Source organism: Castellaniella sp. (genome assembly GCF_004321985.1).
GTDB lineage: Bacteria > Pseudomonadota > Gammaproteobacteria > Burkholderiales > Burkholderiaceae_B > Castellaniella.
In genome coordinates this window covers 1-16,701 of record NZ_SCQN01000024.1, presented here as the reverse complement: position 1 = coordinate 16,701, position 16,701 = coordinate 1, and the positions used below count along the sequence as shown (strand labels likewise).

Annotated in this window: 14 protein-coding genes; 6 read left to right on the top strand and 8 right to left on the bottom strand. The window is 57.9% G+C overall.

The features are described from left to right. Positions 1-450: 450 nt before the first annotated feature. The 7 genes from EPN31_RS06145 to EPN31_RS06115 all read right to left on the bottom strand — a co-directional run bounded on the left by EPN31_RS06145 (position 451) and on the right by EPN31_RS06115 (position 8,191). Positions 451-1,059, bottom strand: coding sequence for a hypothetical protein (locus EPN31_RS06145; protein WP_291770790.1), 609 nt, complete (start codon positions 1,057-1,059; stop codon positions 451-453). 147 nt (positions 1,060-1,206) lie between these two features. Continuing rightward, on the bottom strand, positions 1,207-2,019 hold the full coding sequence (locus tag EPN31_RS06140) for a hypothetical protein (protein ID WP_291770789.1): 813 nt from the start codon (positions 2,017-2,019) through the stop codon (positions 1,207-1,209). Then, positions 2,019-3,080 (bottom strand): hypothetical protein, encoded by a 1,062-nt coding sequence (locus EPN31_RS06135; RefSeq protein ID WP_291770787.1) that lies wholly within the window; start codon positions 3,078-3,080, stop codon positions 2,019-2,021. Before EPN31_RS06135 ends, EPN31_RS06140 begins: the two co-directional genes overlap by 1 nt. Then, a complete protein-coding gene (locus EPN31_RS06130; RefSeq protein WP_291770785.1) occupies positions 3,077-3,589 on the bottom strand; it encodes a hypothetical protein in 513 nt (170 codons plus the stop codon). The genes EPN31_RS06135 and EPN31_RS06130 overlap by 4 nt, the downstream gene beginning before the upstream one ends. A 2-nt stretch (positions 3,590-3,591) precedes the next feature. Next, positions 3,592-4,662: an MBL fold metallo-hydrolase gene (locus EPN31_RS06125; protein ID WP_291770783.1), complete on the bottom strand. Its 1,071-nt coding sequence runs from the start codon at positions 4,660-4,662 to the stop codon at positions 3,592-3,594. Positions 4,663-4,738: 76 nt separating this feature from the next. After that, positions 4,739-7,018, bottom strand: a complete 2,280-nt coding sequence (locus EPN31_RS06120) for a ThiF family adenylyltransferase (RefSeq protein ID WP_291770781.1) — start codon at positions 7,016-7,018, stop codon at positions 4,739-4,741. A gap of 3 nt (positions 7,019-7,021) precedes the next feature. Next, positions 7,022-8,191, bottom strand: a complete 1,170-nt coding sequence (locus EPN31_RS06115; RefSeq protein WP_291770779.1) for a metallohydrolase — start codon at positions 8,189-8,191, stop codon at positions 7,022-7,024. A 66-nt stretch (positions 8,192-8,257) separates the two neighbouring features. Here EPN31_RS06115 and EPN31_RS06110 point away from each other — a divergent pair, with 66 nt between their 5' ends. From EPN31_RS06110 to EPN31_RS06085, 6 genes are all read left to right on the top strand, one after another. After that, on the top strand, positions 8,258-9,202 hold the full coding sequence (locus EPN31_RS06110) for a WYL domain-containing protein (protein ID WP_291770777.1): 945 nt from the start codon (positions 8,258-8,260) through the stop codon (positions 9,200-9,202). Positions 9,203-9,557: 355 nt separating this feature from the next. Beyond that, on the top strand, positions 9,558-10,745 hold the full coding sequence (locus EPN31_RS06105; protein WP_291770776.1) for an AAA family ATPase: 1,188 nt from the start codon (positions 9,558-9,560) through the stop codon (positions 10,743-10,745). Continuing rightward, entirely contained in the window at positions 10,745-13,153 is a 2,409-nt protein-coding gene (locus EPN31_RS06100; RefSeq protein WP_291770774.1) for a S8 family serine peptidase, read from the top strand. Before EPN31_RS06105 ends, EPN31_RS06100 begins: the two co-directional genes overlap by 1 nt. 102 nt (positions 13,154-13,255) lie before the next feature. Next, the gene (locus tag EPN31_RS06095; protein WP_291770771.1) at positions 13,256-13,936 is read left to right on the top strand and encodes a DUF6338 family protein; all 681 of its coding nucleotides are present in this window, start codon (positions 13,256-13,258) and stop codon (positions 13,934-13,936) included. 650 nt (positions 13,937-14,586) lie between these two features. Next, positions 14,587-15,003, top strand: a complete 417-nt coding sequence (locus tag EPN31_RS06090) for a hypothetical protein (RefSeq protein WP_291770769.1) — start codon at positions 14,587-14,589, stop codon at positions 15,001-15,003. Then, the gene (locus tag EPN31_RS06085) at positions 15,000-15,608 is read left to right on the top strand and encodes a hypothetical protein (protein ID WP_291770767.1); all 609 of its coding nucleotides are present in this window, start codon (positions 15,000-15,002) and stop codon (positions 15,606-15,608) included. Before EPN31_RS06090 ends, EPN31_RS06085 begins: the two co-directional genes overlap by 4 nt. A 56-nt stretch (positions 15,609-15,664) precedes the next feature. Here the strand turns inward: EPN31_RS06085 and EPN31_RS06080 are convergent, their stop codons facing one another. After that, positions 15,665-16,273 (bottom strand): hypothetical protein, encoded by a 609-nt coding sequence (locus tag EPN31_RS06080; protein ID WP_291770765.1) that lies wholly within the window; start codon positions 16,271-16,273, stop codon positions 15,665-15,667. Positions 16,274-16,701 lie beyond the last annotated feature (428 nt).

Below are 16,701 nucleotides of genomic sequence, written 5' to 3'. Positions count from 1 at the left end.
TCAAAGTTTGACTTTTACGGCGGTCGGCACTCGAGGTGCTTCTCGTGATCCATCAAGTTGCTTCGAAGTGTCTGGTGTCGGGCTTTTGATCTTCGATTGCGAAAAGGCCCCTTTGAGGGGCCAGCAATCGTAAAGCCTCCGGCTTTGCCGGAGGATGCTTACTGACCACGCATTGCCATCACAATTGACCACATCCGGCAGGAGAGTTGACCAGCGTCGCCAGGCAGTTGACCATCCGATGGAAGGTCTCTTGTCGACCGATAGTGTTGAAAAACTCGCTTCGAACGAGCTCGAATTTTCGAGGCGAGTTTTTCAACACTATCGACCCGAAGCGGTCGCTCGGAAGTACACTCTGACCAGGGTTTTGGGCAGAGCAAAAAAGGGAAAGCACTCCAACCTGTGCTTCCGATGAACTCAACGCCACCGACTTGCGTGCGTCTATAAGGAGGCTCAGTGATGCACTTCGATCTGGATCTGGAATCCGGCAAATTGACGCGTAAGATCAACGAGGTTTACCACGTCCACGGAGACCATCCAGCTTACGAGTATCTCAAGCACGCGTGCCTTTCCTTTGAAACCATGGGAATTGCAGCTTCGGCACGCAAAGCCTTCCTTTACCTTTTCCGATGCCGCGACAATGGCACGTTGGGTGGTCGTGGCGCCTATCCATCGGGCAATGGACGGAGAGCGAATCTTGAACCCCACATACTTCTCCGGGCCAAACATTTGTCCCCGATGGAAGACGATGTGTGAGATGGCATAGCGAATCTCGAAGTGACCGATGGATTCAGGATAGCGCTGAAGGGTGCGGCGGCTACCGCCTATCCCCTTCAGTCCGCGAAGCATGAATGTGCCCTCGAAAGACGTGCATTGGAGTTCGTCGACCTCATTCCATTCCAGTGTGGATGAGCGTCCCTCGAAAATATCGCCACGAACGACCAGCATGCATCCTTCCGGGCTGAGGCTCAGATCGCCGGCAAAGCAGGTTCCATTATTTTCCACCAAGACGCTTAACTGATAGCTCTCGCCAAGCTGGAGCTCTTCAAAAGTTTTGTTCATGCTACAGATCCAAGTCGCGCCGGGCAGAAGTCGACCCATATCAGAAGTGCGTTGCGAGCAAGAGCGGACGTGCACGAGTAGCCCTGCATCTGGATATTCACATCAATCAGGGCCAAGCCGTCGAGCCTGTCAGGCAGACGTAGTCGATCAGCGTTGTGCAGGCGGCGAGTTCGTCTTTTCTGTCTTTGAAGCGCTCTTGCGTGCGGCTGTCTTCCTAGCAGGGCTCTTCGACTGCGTTAAGAAGGACTCGCAGCTAAGAATCAATTCCCGGCCATACGCCTTAGAAGCGTCCCATACAGCGGTGCGACTCGCTGCCAGAAGCATGTAAGCGGCATGAGCTGCAGCCACGACCAAGACCACTGCAGTTCGGCTTCCTTGCGGCGTGTCGCTATCCCACGACAGACGCCACAGGATGAATGTGCAGATCGCTACGACGATGGCGTTCAGGCACAGCGCCAACACCTTGACCCCAAGCAGATTTCGGCGAAAGCCGTACGTGATGTTTTCCCCGAACAAAATGGGAAACTTCTTCGTGTCGCGAGTGTTTTGACGAAGCCAGTTGCCGCACTGACCATAGAAGGCGTCTGCGGCGACTTGGTCTGCGCTCTCTTCAGCTGGGCTGGGAGCCGCAACAGCCAGCTTATCCGCTAGAAAAGCTCGATATCGGTCTTTTGAACCTGCGTCGATGGTCCCGTCGTTTCGGCGGAACATGATGATAGAAGGCATGCCTCCGAGTTCAAGGTAGAGCTTGCCTTCTATTGCGCGGCCACGAGCGCGCGAGAAGTCCGCGATAGCAAACAGGAGCACGAGTATCCCGAGCGTTGCTATGAGGTTCGAAAGCCCGAACGACTTCCACGAGATCAGGAGCGTCAGTGCGGCGAGCGCGGGCGCTGCAGCGATGATCGCGGGAAACAGCCTTGCGCGTATAGAGTAGGCATCGAAGAACTTAAGAATTTCCATCAGAGTCCCTCCACCTCGTTAGCAAACTCTTCCGCAACTGCCGGAACTGTATCGGGGTGACCGCCGCCGCCGGAGTGCGATATCCATTTGTCACGGGTGGAGTAGACCTTGAAGCCCCTGCGCATGAATGCGTTTGTCACTTGGCCACGCGGGTAGTCCTCTTTGTTTGAACCGACCGAGCAGAACGCTTTACCGATTACTGTGCTTTGCGATTGCTTAGGTCCTAGCCACATGTCCAACACCGCGGGAGTTACATTGTGCCTGCTTCCATGATGAGGCACTTGCACGAACTTGGGCATGTCCAGCTCAAGCTGAGCGCCAAAGTTGCCGGCCTCCGTTAACCCGATGGGGCCTACGTCCGCAGTGAGCAGAACGCCCTTGCCGTCTAGTAGGCCATACTGCACCACGCAGCTTTCATTGGACGCCGAGGTCACGGCGTTTTTCGCTAGAGTTTCCACGTCCCATTTTTCTTCTAGCTTCTTCTTCGCAGCTTCAACCAAGGATCGGAACAGCCCGAAGCTTTGCAACTCAGCAGCTTCGGTCGTGTACCTGTCGGGAGTCTTCCCAAAATCAGGGATCGAGTTGACATACCGGTCTCTCGCGGGCGCAAGGACGGTGAATGCGCCAATCTTCGCGCCCTGAAAGACCTCGTGGATGTGGGTCCCCTTTTGAATGGCAAGCCTCTCAAGGTCCACCAGATACGGATGCCGCTCCTTGATGTTGTTAATCAGGCCTTGCAGTGTGAAGTTGCCGTGGAAGTGGTGAAGAATCTCCGCGGCATAAAGCCATGGTCTGTTCATCCACAGATTCTTAACCTCGATCTTCTCCATTACACCAACAAGCCCGGTCGCGTGATCGTCATCAGCGTGCGATAGCACCATGTGATTAATGTGGTAGCCCGGGTAGAACTTGTTGATGTGGTTAATGATGGTTTCCGCCGTTTCAGTGCGGCCCCCATCGACCACGTGGAGGTAATAGCCCTCGGTGTCGTTGCCGTAGCGGATAACGATTGCGTCTCCGGAGCCTTCCCCCACGGGCAAGAAATCGACCTCATAGTTCATTGTTGCCGCCTCCCTGTTCTGAAGCAGCGATCGTAACGGAATGCAGCAATCTGACGCTGGATGATTGCAGCCGGTGTCAGGCTACGGCCGCGGGGCCGCGCGACATCATTTTTAACCTTCTGATATAGCGAGTACCACAATGCGTTCTGCTCCTTGGCACTCACTGGAAAGGCGCCGATGTTCTTGCGCAACTTCTCTACATCAATGCGATCGTCTCGATCGATGTAGGCGCTAAACGCCCTGGAGCCAGGGTTGGGATAGTTCCAGCGCCAGAACACCATCCGTGCTTTTGCGATCTGTGGCACCGTGTTGACTAACACCAATGGCAGAACGGGCAACAAAACACTGCATATGACCCGCGCTAGCGCGATTTTGCTGGCCGTCGCCGCCTCAACGATACCCGGAAAAATCACAACGCACAGGGCCACTAAGTCAAACGTGACCAGAGTGCATAGCCAGGCAAAGTTGTCTGACTTCAAGGATTTGGATGATCCCGCTGCTACCGTCACGATCAGTTCTCCTGCTCTTCGGGATAGGGTATCTGCGGAACTGGGTTCCATCCGGGACGCTCAATACCGTTGGCCCTACACCTAGTACCACTCTCCGTACTCGAAAAATGGCCGCCTCGATGCAACATGGCTCGGATGACGGATTTGCGGGGGTGGTGATCATCTGCTTTCGCGGCGCTGCAAATGGCCGACCAGGTATGTTTGTCGGGCAGTGCCGGTAAGCGCTGACCGAGGAGCTGATCCAGGACTTCTGTCGAAACGTTGTGCCGACCCCCGTGGTGCGGTACTTGGAAGACCTGAATACCCGGCAGCGCTATGCCGATGCGCTTCGCGTAGTCGATAGCTTCTTGCAGCGTCTCACGACCTGCATCACCGGTGAGAAGTATTCGATCACCTTTTAGCAAGGTCGTCTGGACGACGCTCATCTCATTCTCGCGACTTGTCGGAGCAGGCGGAAAATACTCGTCTCCCCACAAGGCCTTGATATAGGTTGCCGCCGCCTTGATGAGGCGGCCCAAACTCTCCATGGCACCACCTATAGTTTGTTCATCGATGGCCTCTGGCGTCTTATCGGATTCGACAATCAGATCAAGGTAACGCTCTCGCGACGGGGCAAGCACCATGAAAGCCCCGATGACGGCCCCTTGAAGGGGGGCATGGATGGGAATGCCGCGCTCAAGAGCTAGATCCTCCAGCGTTGCGGTGGCGTCATAGATGGAGCGAAGCTTGCAATAAAGTGCATCTTCGGACGTGTATGTTTCGAAGCGTGGCAACAACTCCTTGGCATACCTCCAAGGGCGATTGATCCACAGGTTACGGACTTCGCATTGCTCCAGTACCTTGCGAAGACCATTGGCATGGTCACGATCTGGGTGCGTGAGAACCACATGATCGATCTCCACGCGACCGTAATGTTTAGTCAGGTGTTCGACGATTTGGTCACCTGTATCGACATAGCCGCCATCGACTACATGGATGGACTCGATGCCATCGATGGAGTAACGCAGCGTGATGGCGTCGCCGCTTTTGGCTGTCTCGACACTGAGGAAGTCAACTTCATAGTAATCAGTCATTCCCGATCCCCTGTTTGCCCATTGGGCTCGAAGTGTTTCGCTTTAGTGCGTCGTCGTGACGGATGTCGAGGCGTTCTTAAATGGCCTCACCCATCGTGATACTCAGATCTCCTTTATGGCCCACGATCACCATCAGTACGGGAACGCCATCGGCAGCCAGCGTTCGGGCCAAGCCACCCAGCAGTCCCATGTCCACGAAACTGGGAGCTGCGGATATGCCGCGCGGGTGCGAGTGCCATTCACCGACGTAATCCACCATGCCACGCGTCCGCTCAACACAGTCATTCCGGGCATCGGCCACTCCACGTTTGCCGCGGATGAAATCTCTGGTGCTGGCGATGCTGTCGCTCGGGGCGTGATAAGCGTCGACCAAGTGAATGGAGCGCGCCTTGTGATCGATTACCCCAACCAGGATGCCGCCTGTTTCGCAGGGAAGGGCGTCTTTCCGCATCACCTCCAGATGCGCTTCCAACCCAGTGTCCCAATACACGGTCCAATTGAGATAACTATGCTGTCGCACTGAATGGGGAGGTACGTCACGGAACGCGACGGCCCCTGTGGGCTCATCGACGGACCACACCCGGATCGCCGCCGTGGATTGTTCAACCGCACGCTGGAGCCCCTGGTGCAGAAGCGATGCATGCAGTCCGATCTTGCCAGCTGACATGACGAAGGAGTGGTCCCTGCACCCGGCACCCACTCGGAGAGTGGCTGGGGCCTGCAGGTGCTCAGCGCCCCAGTCCTCTCGCAGGATGGCTCGATAGTATTGAGCCTCAAGCGTCGCCACCCGGATGGTCCGCGCTTCGTCCTCCATGAGCAACACAGAACTTAGGCCGGAAGGCGCCAAGAAGACTGATGCGGTGCGCGGGAGATCCAGCGAGGACCAGTCGCGAGGCACCTCAAGGGTGGCGGTCGCATCTACCAGCAAATCGGCGTTCACCAGTGCTGCCACGAGCGTTTCTTGCGTGCGATCGTTGGCCTTTCCATGAATGGCCTGGGCCTGAGTATCTTTCTCGCCCAACGCCGATTGCATGAGCATGCCGACTACCTCCGCTTTCGGCAGCCCGACATGGAAATCGTAGGCTTGATGGCGGACGACGTTATGCGGTTCCACGACGTCAGGATCCACTATCGTCCATGATCCCCATCCCTCACGCGCCCACAGTATGGCCATGGCGCTGCCAAGAGCGCCCGCACCTGCAAGTACGCCGTGCAGATCCTTTCCCGAGTTCGGCGATCCCGACCAAAGCCTGGCTGTCGCGCGATCAGCACGGTGACGGATGTGCACTGGTGTTAGGCCGATAGACATCCAATTGTCCAAGGGAGGATTTGCCGAAGCGTTACCTCCCGTGCCCAGGTCGCCGAAGGCAAGAGCTGGAAAGGCTGGCCCCTGGGGTTGGACCTGCTGAAGGACACCCAGGGCCAATCCCAGTCGCGCAATGTCGGCCTCGACTAGAAATCCTAGTACATCAATGCGTTCAACATCCCCGTTCCGCAACCGTGGCACCCGCGACAGCAACATGGTCTTGACGCGCTTCTCGTTGGGTGAGGGTGTCAGACCTCCTGCAGCCACCTCACGCACCGCATCGATCAGCGTGGGAAACAAGGAGGTGCCCACCTGTGCGAACCGTTCCTGCAAGTCGCCGAGCGACCTCGGTAGGAATTGGATCGGTGGATGAGCGACGCCTGGGATCTCGAACGTCAATGGTTGGATCGGCACACTGGTGTCCGGGCTCGATTCGTCCAAGTCGAAGGACGCGGCCAGCGTCACGCGCCCGGGTGACTCGTCGATTATGCGCAAGCGCAAAGTCTTGGAGCGATCTTGCAGGGTGCGGGTGAACCCGACCGGAAGCAGAACCTGCCACCCTGAATCGAAGAACAGCTGCTCCAGCGCCTGATCCTCAGCATGTAGCGAACCGTCGGCGGTCTTTTCCAACCATTGGAGCACCCGCGTCAGGAACTTCGCCGGCGTCCAGATGCGTTCCAAGCTCGACCAAGGCTGGTCATAGAGACACAGCGAGCGAGGTTCATCGCTCAGCACACCATTCTGGTGCAGCGTTTCCGGAAAATCCCGTCGAAGGGCGCGAACTTCGATGGGCATCGCCGCATTTGGACAATGGACCAAGGCCAAGCGTTCGCGTGGGTGAATACCCGCAGCGTTTCGCGATGCCACGGTACCATCGCCCACGTCCACCACGATGGCATGCCATTGCACTCCATCGGGGGCGCCGCGAATCTCCACGACGTCGATGTCCGGATGCGCCTCGCAGGCGCGCAATAGCGCGGGGACAAGCGATTCCGGCGGTAGGTCGGGTGTGCTGCCGGAAAGCGGCACCCCCCATTCGATGTACTCCATGGATCACCCTGCGCGCGGGGCGGCCGCAATGGTGGCCGCAGCCACTCCGCGCGCGCGCGCCTGCTTCCTCTTGGCACCTGCCGCCGTGACTTCAATCTCCAAGGGCTCGGGCCACGTCGCGTTGGGCTCTTCACTGGTGCACAGGAATACGCCGCTGTGATTGGCGAGGATCGACTTGTACTCCCGCTTCGCCCGGATGCAGGGTGGGTCGGAATCGTCGTCCTGAATCGGCTTTGCACTGGCCACAATCATGGCGCCAAATCGTGCTTGAGCCAGCGCCGACCTGGCGTCAGGTGCCAGGGTGGCATCCTCTCCCAACTGCGACCAGCTGTCGTAGGAAAGCGAATGCCACGAGCAGTGATGGGGCGCCAACAGGAGGTCGTAAGCCAGCACGTCCGGAGTCGCCTGATATCGCTTCCATAGGCGCTCCCAGATCGCAACCTCCGCATCGCCAGCGGTCAGGAAACGACAACTGTCCAGATGCAGGATGGAGGAGGCGAGCCGCATGTTGAGAATCGTACTTGAGTGATTCTTCGACAGCAGTGCTTCGTCGTCATCGCTCTGTAGCGACCTAGGGGCGAGCAAATGCGCTTCAAAGTAGTCGTTCTGCCGGCCGTTGATGGTGCGGAAGCGATCGCCGGTCATTATCAGAATAGCGGTCAGGTCATCGGTCTTGCCGTTCTCGTCCTCTCCCAAGATCAGCACCCGCTCGCCATCTGTCGACAGCCAGCCGTCTTTGAAGCGCTGGACACGCCGTTTGGCTTCGCGGTTGAACGCCTTGGCGTCCGCGCAGAGTGTGTGCGTCTTGGAGGCTCGCCGGAACACCATGGGCGAAGACCAGATTTCGCGAATAACGATCCTCTTTTCGGCATCTGACCGATCGTCATCCGGGTAATCGGTGATGGGGCCGAGGTGAAAGTGCTTTTCGAGACCCGTGCTGTGGTCCTTATCCGGGTGGCTAAGCAAGAACGCATCCACATAGGGACGCCCCTTCGCGTCACGCGGTAGCCGATCGCGAAGATCCTTGCCCACATCGCGGGTGTCGTCGTCGGGATTATCGGCGGCGATGCGGATGTTGACGTCCACCAGTACGAACGAGGCAGGCTCATCGGCAAGGCGTACGAGCGCCATGTCGCCACAGCCCACCGGGAAAAACGTGATCATGGCACCCATGCATCAATCCTCACGCAGAACGGACGGCATCGGGCCGGATGGTGCTATGATACATCTACTGGTTAGATGGATACAATCATTATTCGCGTTATTTTGTTGCGAATGAAGAGAATTTCAATGAAAAATAATGAGTTGGATAAAAACCTAGTGCGGCGCGGGCGTTGGGGACAGGAGCGAAGGCTCGAGTTCATCGACTCCCGCCTGGCTTGGGAGGGGCGCTTGAATCGCGCGGCATTGACGGAGTTCTTCGGCATTTCCGTGCCTCAGGCCTCGCTTGACCTGGCCAAGTACATGGAATTAGCGCCGACGAATACGGAATACAACCCGTCGCAGAAGACGTACATGGCGTTGCCATCCTTTCGACCCGTGTTTGCCGATGCCAGCAGCAGCCGCTATCTGGCCGAGCTATACGCATTGACGATGGGTGTGTTGTCGCCCGATCTAAGCTTCCTGGGAACAACGCCATCGGCTGATGTGGTGAGGCACCCGACACGTACAGTGCCGGAGACGCATTTACGTCAGACTCTCGCAGCAATCCGCAATCGCCATGCGCTCTTGATCTGCTACCAAGCGATGACCCATCCCGAGCCGACTGAGCGCCTAATCAGCCCGCGGGCGCTAGGGTATGACGGCGCCCGCTGGCACATCCGCGGATACTGTCATTTGCGCCGTGGATACCGCGACTTTGTCTTCGCTCGCATTCTGGCCATGTCGCCAGGTGTCGCCCCGGAGTACTCGGCTCCCGAGGACGAGGAGTGGAACCACGTACTCGAAATCATCCTCGGCCCGCACCCGGATTTGACGGAAGGGCAGCGGCGCGCCATCGCCCTGGATTACGGCATGGAGCAGGATCGACTGGTGGTTCGCACGCGTCAGGCATTGGCCTATTACCTGCTCAACCGACTCGGTCTAGCGTCCTCGGGTCCGAGGTCGCCGGCTGAGCAGCAGATCGTTCTGCTTAACCGCGAGGAGTTGGTTCCTTACATTCCTACGTTGGCCGAGTCCCCATAGGCGGTAGCTGTAGCTGACCGGGACCCAGGCGTGGGGACCCAAATCAGCTGCGACCTTCGCCCTCTGCCGGGTCCAGCGGCCCAATAGAGGATCTGCCGCCATCCATTGGGGTGGCGGTAGGTCCGGCGCGAGTACTCGGTAACGACTTAGCCCTCGGCTGCCATCACCGCCCGGTCGGAATATAGGCGCAGGCTGGTGGGCCGGGGCCGGTTGGCGTAGCTGGCAGGCACGCTGTAGAGCGGTTGCTCTCGACATAAACAAAGCGCGTAAACAGGCTTCCTTTACGCATTTCAGTACTGTAGTATGCATAAAAGAAACATTTAAACGCATATTTAGGTAAGTGAATAGCATATATATGGAACATTTCTCGATAATTCTGGCCTTGCTTAGGGCCGCACTGAAAGAGCCTAGCCCCGCTGTGCTGGGGCACGCCAGCCGTTTGCTGGCAGCTTTGCGCAAGGACGGGGAGGACCAGCAAGCCACGCAGCTGGCCAAGCTGCTGGAGGGTGGGGAGCGGTCAGGACGCATGCAGCCCAGTCGTGTGGTGCTTTCGCGAGCGGCACTACCGGGCGAAGCGATTACTCCCAACGTGCGTCCGCCCGTCGATAAGGAAACCGGTGCGCCGCTGGCCGATATCACGCTACCCGCCATGCTGGAGATGGCTCAGGCGCCCGTGCTCAACAGCGCCTTGCGTGGCTCGGTCGACGCCTTGGTGGATGAATGGCGGCACTTGGACCGGCTGCGCGCTATGGACATCCGGCCGCCCTTGAATTGTCTGCTGTTTGGCGCGCCGGGTACTGGCAAAACCAAGCTGGCCCAGATCGTCAGTCGCGAGATTGGCTTGCCCTTGGTGACGGCGCGGCTCGACGGCTTGATTTCGTCGTACCTAGGCACTACGGCGCGAAATATTTCCGCGTTGTTTACTTTCGCAAATCGCTACCAATGCGTGTTGCTTCTGGACGAGTTTGATGCCATTGCCAAAGTGCGAGACGACCCTCATGAAGTGGGCGAGATCAAGCGCGTCGTCAACACGCTCCTGCAGTGCCTTGACCAGCGCAGTCAGCTCGGCATTACGATCGCCGTCACTAATCACGAACAGTTGTTGGACAGCGCCATTTGGCGTCGTTTCGATATTCGGGTATTGGTGCCCAAGCCCGATCTGGAGTCGAGGTTGGATATCGTCAACCGATACGTCATGCCCTTGGATTTGTCGCAACCGGAACGGCGATTCATAGCTTGGCTGACCGAGGGGCTCACCGGCAGTGAAATTGAGACCCTGGCAAATGCCATCAAACGCTCATCCGCCATGAATCCAGGGGGCGAGTTTTCAGCCATGGAAGCACTCAAGGTGCACGCCATGCTCAGCTCCAACCACCACCAGCACCCGCGGTGGAAACAGCTGCTGGGGCCGATCGAGACGCTGGCGGCGGTTTTGGGGACCGATCGAGACCTGGCTTTTACCCAAGACGACTTGGCGAGTTTCTTCGGCAAGGATCAGTCCACCATTAGTCGCTGGAAACGCAAGCATCGCGAGGTGTCCTAGTGCCCAACAATCCGCTTCAGGTGGTTCTCAACGCCAGCGACTATCAGCATATTCCGGAGCGAACCGGTGGCGGTCCGATCAAGGACTTCTTCCAGGGACACGATGACGAGTTCGTCGCTCATCAGAAACGGCTACTGACCGATCTTGATCAGATCGGCCTGGCGATGGGGCGGGGGGACCGCCCGGTGGTGACCTACATGCACGTCACGCTGAACGAGGAGGCCTGGGCCAAGACTAAGCGTCCAACGACAAAAGTGATGCCGCCCAGCAAAGTGCCTTTGGTTGGTGGCACCAATCTGGGCGACATGATCGTAGAGCTGACCCCGGAGAATCTCGAGGCGATTCGGGGCAGTATCAGCGCAGCGGAAAAAGACGTGCCGATGGTGCCGGACAAAAAGACCAACGAGCCTAAACCAAAGCCTTCGCGAGCGCGCGGTGAAGTCGGCGCGATTCGGGCGCTTCGGGCCCACCATGCAGCGGACCGCCGCACGTTTTCCGCACGGGAGGCGATCGCGTGGTTTGCCGATCCGCGCACGGGCGGCATGTACTTGGTGGAGACCTTTATTGATCCCCGCCCGAAAGACTCCAAAGAGATCCGTCGACTGCGTCAGCGCGCCATCGAGGCGTTCGCCAACTTGAAACAGGGATTGGCGCAGTTGGCGCTGCCACTGGTGGTTGAGGACACGCTAGAGCGCTGGCAAAGCATACGCCTGCTCCTTTTGCGGCTCGATAGTAACCAGGAAGCGGATCACGAGACGCTGCTCCGGTATCTCGATGAGCACCCCATTGTGCGTCGCGTCGCGTTGCCGCCCGTCCTGACGGTTGAGCATGCGGCTCCTGGGCCGGCCGGCGAGATCGCCCAGATGGCGGCGCCGCAAGCGGCCGGAGCCTATCCGGTGCTGGGTATCATCGATACCGGCGTTGCCACTATTCCTGCATTGGAGCCGTGGTGCGTCGGACGTACCGACCTGGTGCCCGGCGCTGTCCAAGACCGTTCGCATGGAACCTTCATCGCCGGGTTGTCCGCCGCGGCGCAAGCCTTCAATCCGCACCCGGTGTTCGATGAGGTGCCCTGTAAGTTTTTTGATCTGGGACTACATCCCACCCAAGCCGACGTCTATGACGACGTGTATCCGCGTGGGTTCATCGATTTCCTCGATCAACTCGACGCCGAACTGCCGGCGGCGATCGCGGTAGGGACGCGTATTTTCAATATGAGCCTTTCGATTGAGCGCCAAGTCTCCGATGCCGGCTACAGCGACTATGCCACCATCCTGGACGAAATCGCCGACAGGCATGACGTCATTTTTGTGTTGCCTGCCGGCAATCTGGAAGCAGGCATCTGTCGGCCCACGTGGCCTGACGAGCCGGCGGACGTCGCGCAAATGCTGGCCGGTTACCGACATGCGGGACAGGATCGATTGTTCCAACCCGCCGAGAGCGTCCGGGCGATATCGGTGGGTGCTGTGGATCCACCTGATGCCAATGGCCATATGCGCCCAACGGTCTATACGCGACGTGGCCCGAGTACGGCGCTTGGCTTGAAACCGGACGTGGCGCATGTGGGCGGACAAGGCGGACGCACGCCCAATCTGTTCTCAGTTAGCGCCAGCGGCCAGCGCACAAGTGGCAGTGGCACCAGCTACGCCGCGCCGATTGCAGCGAAGACGCTCGCTGCTCTGAACCACCTGATCGAAGGCGATCTGCAGCGCGAGACCCTGATTGGTCTGCTCATTCATCACGCGGCACTCCCATCACCGCTCGGCCATGCCAACGTCTCGAAGTTCGCCGCCGATTTCGTGGGTCATGGGTTGCCGGCGCACGCGCTGGACATGTTGGTCACCGGCGACCACAGCATCACTCTGGCATTCATCGGAAACTTACAGCCATCCCACGAATTGGCCTTTCCGTTCACATGGCCGGCGAGCCTGGTTTCCGCCAAAGGCGCCTGTCGTGGCCGCGCCCGCTTGACTCTGGCCTATCGCACGCCGACCCATCGCCAGTTCGGCGCTGAGTACGTTCGCGTCAACATGGAGGCTTACCTGCGTCAAGAGCACATAGATACGACCACCGGCGAGGTCAGCTGGAAGGGACGGCTCAAGTCCGAAGGCAAGATCTATGAGCGTCACCTGATTGAGCATGGCCACAAGTGGTGGCCGATCAAGCGCTACGATCAGACTCTGCCCAAGGGACAAGGCAATTCCTCGCAGTGGCGATTGGTGGTCGACTCGTTGTGCCGCACGGACGTGGAGTATCCCACCACGGGCATCCCGTTCGCCGCGATCCTGTCGCTCGACGATCCCCGCGGGGAAGCTCCGGTGTTCGATGAGTTGCGCCAGACGTTACGCAACAGTGGCGCGAAGATTGCCGACATCCGAACCGCGCAACGTGTAGTGCCGCGTGTGTGAGGGAAACCTCCAGGCTTCTTCGTTTCTACCGCTTAGCGATCTGCGACCGAAGTCGCGAATCTGCTAATTTCCAGTTCTGTTGACACAGACGGCGCGGAGCCGATGGACATTTGGGAAACAAGTAAGCTCGCCTTCTTCATCGCATTCGTGGTGCCCGGCTTCATCAGCCTCAAGACCTACGGGCTTCTCTCCCCGCGCGAGTCAAAGAGCACGGCTGATCAATTGATCGACGCCGTTGCATACAGCTCGATCAACTACGCTTTGCTGCTGTGGCCGATCTACTCGGTGGAAACGAGCGGAACAAGGTTAGACCACCCGACTGCGTACATCGTGTTCTACGTCTTCGTGTTGTTGATCGCTCCAATTTCATGGGCGTGTTTGTTTCTAAAACTGCGAACAACAAAGTTCTTTCGAGGAGCCATGCCACACCCCACGGCAAAGCCCTGGGATTACATTTTTAGCCAGCAGAAGCCTTACTGGATCATCGTAACCTTGAAGGATGGAACGCAGATCGGCGGTCTTTACAATACGCAGTCCTTTGCTTCCAGCGCTCCTGCACCCGAACAGCTGTATCTTGAAGAAGCGTGGAAGTTGAATGCGGACGGTGGCTTTGAGCGACCAAGGGTTGACAGCGCAGGGATAATGATCCTGACGTTGGACATGGTGACAGTAGAGTTCTTCAACATCACATCAGGAATTGGAAATGACAAACAAGAAGCCATTGAACGAAGGCTACCAGCCTCAGAAGGTGGAGAAGGGCTACCAGCCGGTTCAGCAGCCTAGCAAGGGAATGGCGCAGGACGGATACCAGCCGACCACGAGCCAGAAACCGGCCACGAGTCAGCCCCCTGCAAACCCACCACCGAAGAAGCCGTAATCAGTCGGCCCGTTTTGCCGCAAAAATCCGAAGCGGTCTCGATAGATAGATGCCCGCGCATTCACGCGGGCTCTATTGATCCCATTCCGTAACTTGGGCCGTCGAAGTTGAACAGGCCTGGGTGGCTCCTCTAAGGGCAAGCACAAGGGTTCGAAATAAACGAGCCGCCCTAAGGGGCTCGGTCAGGCGCTGGCTTCCGGCTTTCATGCTGCGGCGGGCCCACCGCGGACGCCAGGACTTCCGGCAAACTTATTGTGCCCAGTGGGTGGGCCAACACCGAGCGCCGGGCGTCACCGGCGTCCGACATTGGCCGACAGATATGCTTCTATGGAAAGAAGGGGGTTTACCATGTCTATATACCGACATTTCACCCGTCGTCTCGATCGTTGCTCTTGGGGTGTCACTTTTCACATTGTGGTTCACGGTCTTGCGCCGCGGGTCCATACGCTCCGCGCGCCCGTCTTTTGTGGCGATCAGGTATGACTTTGTTGACAAGCCACAGGCCCAGGCAAAGGTATTCTTCCGATGTTTGCTATTTAGCACGGGCGAGCGCGGTGTGGTGGTTGAACAGCTGTTTCTCCGGGTTTCGGAGAGGGCACGCCAAACCGAGTTCTCATTTTGGGGACATGGAGATGCCAAACTGGTTCGGGGCAGCGGTCTCTTTGTGCCAAAAACGGGCGTGGCCACAAACCATCATTTCAATCCAACCGATGCCGATACGTTATTCCGGTTTTCGGGTGGACTGTATTCATTGGAACTCATGGCCAGCCTTGTGGGGCGAAAGCAACTGGTTTCGTTGTGGAACATCGCGCTTGAAGTTCCGAGCGGGGTCTTTGACACCTCCATAGCCAACAACAAAGCCATCTTTTACAACTGGTCATCTCAAACGTGTTCCTACGTGATGAGCGTGGAGGACCGGTTCGGGCATGGGTACCAGGTTGCTGATCCTTCGGATGCGGAAGGTGGGCTATGACGTCTCAAAAGATTTCACCTTCGGATGTGCCACATGGAGAGCAGTCCTTTGGAATTCGCACCTGGCAGGATATGTTCCGGAAACTCTGCTTTGAGTTGGAAGAATTCGTCATAACCCGAGGATCCGACCACAACCTTGCCGCGCGTGGTTACCGGGCGCTTAACCTGGCGTGGACGGCCTGGCACCTTCACGATTGGTTCTTTGAGAGCCAGATGGATGCCGGTGATCTCAAGTTGGCTGTCGTCAAGCTGGTCTTCCCCAGCGCAGATTTCGAAGCCAAGAAGAGTAAGCGGGAACGATTGGCATTGTTCGGGGAAGAGTTGGCGGCTCGCTTTGAGGCGCTGAGGATCTGTCGAACCTTGGCGACCGCAGGCAAGCATGGAAAGGCGGAACATCGGCCCATGTCGGAGTTGCGTGCGCATGAAGTCCGGCCTATAGAGTGGATGCCACCAGGTCCGAACGGGCCGATTTATTACGACGTGCGCATCCTGGTGGGGAACGTGCCTTGGGATGCGCGGGATCTCTTCGTGCAGGCCATCGCAGATTGGCGGAATTTCTTCGCGCTGATTAGTGAAGCCGTCCCTGATACGCAACTGAGCGTCTAATCAAGGTGGGTGCCTTGACGGCTAGCGTACCCGAGAGAGCACGTGACCGCCTGAGTTTACTTTCTGGACTGATGGTCTTTCATCACGTCATCCAAGCGCCCGCCGCCTAGGCTGACCGCGTGGTGGTACGCGACCGACCAGAAGCGGCGTTGGTTGGGCGGGATCACGCGCCGCCGGGCTTCCAAAAGCAGCGATCCCTCGACGCTCCCTTTCTCGCTCAGATAGGTAATCCGCCAACGGTCCCGCTCACGCTCTTTGCCCAGGTCCAAGACCTCAGTGCGTGTCAACACACGCAGATTGACCTGCGCCCGAGGATCGAAGAGGTCTGGTTCAAAGTTGGCGAGCAGATACAACACGTCATCCATGTTGTGCACAATGTCGCTACCGCGCACTCGATAGATGTCGTCGAGGACGCCATCCCCGATGATCATGGCATCGCGCCATTCATCGCGATGTTCGTCATGGAATTCTTTGCCATCGCACTCGATGCCAACCCGATGCCCAGACGGCGTGCTCAGGACGAAATCAACAACGAAGCGGCCGCAGAGTGTAGGGGCGTCAACCTGTGTGCGCATCTCAACATTGTCAGCGGCATATTTGACATACCTTTGAGCAAACTCATCTTCGATCGGGCTGTCGTAGGGCGGATCATAGAAAGGTGGCAAGCACTGGCTCCGATCAATTTGATGCGGTCCGGAGACTATGTCTTATCGAAGTGCTCAGCAACACAGCCTGTAGACGCCCGCTGGGCATAGTATCTAATTATCCACATGCGGATTTCCAATCCTCATCCCGACGAGGTGGGTCGCCGGGATCAAGTAGCCGTGCCGCCGGGTTATCGGCTGCGCAACCGGCCTGAAAATACCACTCGTCATCGAAACGCGGTGATGAGGCTCGGTGGGCGGGCGATAACTATCACGCGATGGTGTGTCAGTAAGCATCCTCCGGCAAAGCCGGAGGCTTTACGATTGCACCCCTCAAAGGGGCCTTTTCGCAATCGAAGATCAAAAGCCCGACACCAGACACTTCGAAGCAACTTGATGGATCACGAGAAGCACCTCGAGTGCCGACCGCCGTAAAAGTCAAACTTTGA